This window comes from Streptomyces botrytidirepellens, from assembly GCF_003721215.1.
GTDB lineage: Bacteria > Actinomycetota > Actinomycetes > Streptomycetales > Streptomycetaceae > Streptomyces > Streptomyces himastatinicus.
Window position 1 is genome coordinate 1 of the sequence record NZ_RIBZ01000206.1, and the last position, 3,811, is coordinate 3,811.

4 protein-coding genes are annotated in these 3,811 nt (G+C 72.2%); all 4 read right to left on the minus strand.

What is annotated here, in order from left to right; translation table 11 throughout:
* Window positions 1–55: 55 nt before the first annotated feature.
* Window positions 56–1,081: a hypothetical protein gene (locus EEJ42_RS15975; protein WP_123100602.1), complete on the minus strand. Its 1,026-nt coding sequence runs from the start codon at window positions 1,079–1,081 to the stop codon at window positions 56–58.
* A gap of 51 nt (window positions 1,082–1,132) precedes the next feature.
* A complete protein-coding gene (locus EEJ42_RS15980; protein WP_123100603.1) occupies window positions 1,133–1,399 on the minus strand; it encodes a hypothetical protein in 267 nt (88 codons plus the stop codon).
* A gap of 588 nt (window positions 1,400–1,987) precedes the next feature.
* Entirely contained in the window at window positions 1,988–2,758 is a 771-nt protein-coding gene (locus EEJ42_RS15985; RefSeq protein WP_148081968.1) for a hypothetical protein, read from the minus strand.
* A 412-nt stretch (window positions 2,759–3,170) separates the two neighbouring features.
* Window positions 3,171–3,563 carry a hypothetical protein gene (locus EEJ42_RS15990; protein ID WP_123100605.1) on the minus strand — a complete coding sequence of 131 codons (393 nt, stop codon included), beginning with the start codon at window positions 3,561–3,563 and terminating at the stop codon, window positions 3,171–3,173.
* Window positions 3,564–3,811: the final 248 nt, after the last annotated feature.

Sequence of the window (3,811 nt, forward strand, 5' to 3'; positions counted from 1 at the left end):
GCCCGCAAGGAACTGCGGGCGGGGCCGGGCGGTTGTGGTCGCGGGCGGCGGCTGTTTAGACCAGCGGGCGGCCGGTGATGTGGCGGATGGCGTTGGCGACGCGGGTGGCGAGCGCCTCCAGGCCGTCCTCGGCCTCGGCGTTGTTCAGGTAGACCCCGCCCGGGCATGCACCGACGCCTACCGGCAGTTCGTTCACCTCCAGCTCGGGGAACTTGTCCGCCACGTAGGTGTCGTAGTCGATGGTCAGCTCCTTGCTGTCGTGGTCAACGTGCACGTCGAACGAGGTGATGTACGGGCCGGAGATGGTCCCGGTCGTGCCGAGGCGGCCGGGCTTGGCGGTCCAGCCGTCGCCGAGGAGCTGCGCGGCGGCGTCGGCGAGCTCGCAGACGTGGAACGGGTACTTCGGCCCGGGGGTGGGGGTGTGCGGCTCGACCCATTCGTGCGGGTCGTTGTGGCCGCACGGCTTCGTGCCGCTGAACGCGTCGGACATCCTGTCCTGCTCGGCAGGACCGGCAAGGTTCTGCCGCAGTACGGCGGCGCGCTCCACGTCCAGCTCCAGCCAGTACGGTTCACCCTCAGGGCCGGACAGCAGGACGGTGACGGTGCCGTCGTCACCCCACAGCACGTCGTCCAGCCCCCAACGCAACTGGGTCGGGTTGTCGGCTGCCGCAAGGACCGGAGTGTCGTCGGGCCTGAGGAACTCACGGAGCGCGCGGTCGCCGTCGCCACTGCGGGCGTCCCTCTTCGCGAGCTGGCCGATGAGGTAGCGGCGCTGTGCGCGGAGCCGTTCCAGCTCCGTGTCGCGGACAGCAAGCACAGCGTCCGCGCGCCGCTCCGAGTGGCATGAGCCGACCCGGCCGCCGGGGGGCACGCACGAGGTCCAGTCCGGGCCGGTCACCGGGCACGGGTGGGTGTGGTGCGCCTCGTCGAGCGCTGCAATGTACGCGGCGCGCAGCACGTCGGGAGCGGCGGGCGCGGATAGTTCGGCGCGGAGGCGGCGGACTTCGGCGACGAGTCGGTCGATGTCCTCGGCGCGGGGCATCGCGGTGATGGCGTCGAGGTCGAGCTGCTGGTCGGTCATAAGGATCTCCTACCTGAGGGTGTGCGGGGGATCGGGCGCGGTAGGGCGGGGTCAGCTGGTGGTGACGTCACTCAGGCGCAGGAGAGGGGCAGGGCTGATGGACCAGCCGGTGTCCTGAAAGCTGCTGGGGATCGCTTCGTCGATCAGATCGTTGTCTTTGTCCCAGCGCAGTGCGGCCTGTGTGGGGTCGCCGTTGTACTCGTCTTCGATCCACCGGGTTTCGGCGTAGGCACGGGCGGTGGGTTTGTCTTCGCATACGGTGCCGCCGGGATCATCGCCACGGGTTGCGAGCCAGTAGATGGTTTGTTGGCCGGTCATAGAAGGATTCCCCTTGTGTCTGGCAGGGCTGGCGAAAGGGCACGGGCCGGAGGGCCGGGTCAGGGTGGTGGTCAACCCTTGAGCCAGCCCATGCTGTGCGGTGACGTTCAGCGGGCGGGTGGTGCCGGGGGTCCCGCGCTCGGCGCGGTCCGGCCGGGGGCGGGCGCTTGGCGTACGAGCGCAGGGCCACGGGACGGGGCCGGGGGCGGGAACTGCGGGCGGGGTGCCGGACCGCCCCCTTCGGGGGGATGGTGGGGGCGGCCCGGCTGCCGGGGGCTCAACCAACACCTCGGGGGGGTGGTGCGGGAGCGTCCTTCCGGCACCACCCACACTCCCCCGGCTGCTACCAAGCCCTGCAAACCCCGGGGCGGGGCGCGGCGGGGCGGAGTGTGGGGACGGCCCCGCGCCCTGAGTTCGGGGNGCTACCAAGCCCTGCAAACCCCGGGGCGGGGCGCGGCGGGGCGGAGTGTGGGGACGGCCCCGCGCCCTGAGTTCGGGGCTGGCGCGCCGGACCTCAACGGCCTGTCCGGGGTGGCGGTGCGTCCCGACGGCTGTGTATGGGGCGGGGCTGGTGTGCGGCCGGGGGGGTTAGAACGGGGGGACGGACCCGGCGGGCTCGGCGATGTGCAACAGACCCTCGTACGCGGTCAGGTGCTGGTCTCGGCCGTTCTCGCGGAGCAGGGTGAAGCCGTCTGCCGTGGCGGTCACGGTGTGCCCGCAGCCGGCCGTGCACGCGTACACGTCCAGCCCCGGCACCTGCTGGTAGTTGCCGTACGGGCATTGCGTGCACAACACGGGTTCCAGCACGTCCAACCCGACGGTGACCGGCTCACGGAGCTGTGCCGCGTACAGGGCCGCCCGCTCCTGGCGGCGTGCCACGCACAGCGGGTTTTCGCACGCGCGGTGGTACAGGACTGCGTCCGTGTTGCCGTCGTGGATGGGGTACTGGCCGTAATCCTGGCACCACGTGCACTCAGGCTCACGCGGCTCAAGCCCCAGGAACACGGCTACCGCACGGGCGCACGCTTCGGCCTGAGCGACCGGCCGGGCCTCGTCGCGGCTGAACCCGTCGAACACGAACCGCGTACCGTCCTCGTCGGTGACGACGGCGGCAACCGCCAGGAGCCCGGCGCGCGGGATGTCGTAGTGCGTGGAGCCGTTGCAGTCGCATCCGTGGATCCACACGCGCGGCCCGGTCAGGTCGGCTTGCGCCACCAGGTACTCGGGCGGGAGCCGATCGTAGGGCTTGACGACGCGGAAGCTCACGCCTTGGTGCGCGAGAGCGTCACGCAGCAGCACACCCATACGCAGGTCATCACGGGGGGCTGTCTTGGTGAGGGAGTAAGGGAACGCGTACACGGGTGGGTCCTCTCGGGTGCCGTGGTCGGCGGGGCAGGCATCCGCCAGTCGCCGGGCCGGGGGTGGTGTGCGGGGCGAGTGCCGGGGCGCAGGTGTGGAGCGGTTGCGGGGATCCTGCGGCCCGGCTGGCCGGTCACACACGGCGCACGTGAGGGAGATCCCTGCGGGGCGCTCACCGGCTGTGATGAGGATGTGGCACGGCACGGTTAGCAGCACAACCCCACAGCTTCGACCGTCGGGGCGGGGCCGGGGCGGGGTGTGCGTACCGGGCGTGCGGACGGCCCCGCCTGCGAGGTACAGAACGGGGCCGGTGGCGGGTGCGGGTCAGCGGCGACCAGAAGCGCGCAGCGTCGTGCGGCAGGGAGAAGCCAGCGGTCCTGCGGGGGGCCGCTAGCTTCTCGGGGAGGGGGCGCTAGTCGGTGACGGCTACGGTCACGGCGCTGGTGTGCAGCGCGGTGTCCAGGTCGATGCCCAGGTCGCGGAGGCCGTCGGCGATGCCGGTGGTCTCCCATGCCTCGCCGACCTGCTCGGTCAGCTCGGCGGTGGCCAGGCGCAGGGCGTGGGAGGGGCTGAGGGCGTGAACGGTGGTCCAGTCGAGTTCGGCGTCGATCAGCTGGGTCAGGAGGTGGTCGGTGCCGGGCTCGGAGAGGGCGCGGGCGGCGACTCGGCGGATGGTGTAACCGTTCAGGTCGCTGCCGGTGTAGGCGACCGTGTACTTGCGGTGGCGGCGTCGGGCGCGCTGGAGTGCAGCCCGGGTTGAGGGGCGGCCGGGGCGGGAGGGGGCGGTGAGCGCGTCGACAGTCATGTCGCATCCCTTGGTGTTGATGCGGGCGGTGATACGCCCACTCCGCCATGTGTGGTCGGGGCAAGGCGTGCCGCTGACATTGGCCAGGGCCCGGGCAAGCCGTGCAACAGCGGCCAGCCGGGTCGGGACGGCGGGCAAGGGCATCGACGCGTGCCCTCTGGGGGCGGCAGCGGCCCCGGCGGGCACGCGTGGGCGGTTACCCGGGGGTGCGGGCGGCCCGGCGCCGGGGCGGGTTGTCCCGTCGCCGG

Bases quoted from the DNA above. Each gene is read 5' to 3' on its own strand.
- EEJ42_RS15990 (WP_123100605.1), bottom strand. From the start codon at position 3,563: ATGACTGTCGACGCGCTCACCGCCCCCTCCCGCCCCGGCCGCCCCTCA.
- EEJ42_RS15975 (WP_123100602.1), bottom strand. From the start codon at position 1,081: ATGACCGACCAGCAGCTCGACCTCGACGCCATCACCGCGATGCCCCGC.
- EEJ42_RS15980 (WP_123100603.1), bottom strand. From the start codon at position 1,399: ATGACCGGCCAACAAACCATCTACTGGCTCGCAACCCGTGGCGATGAT.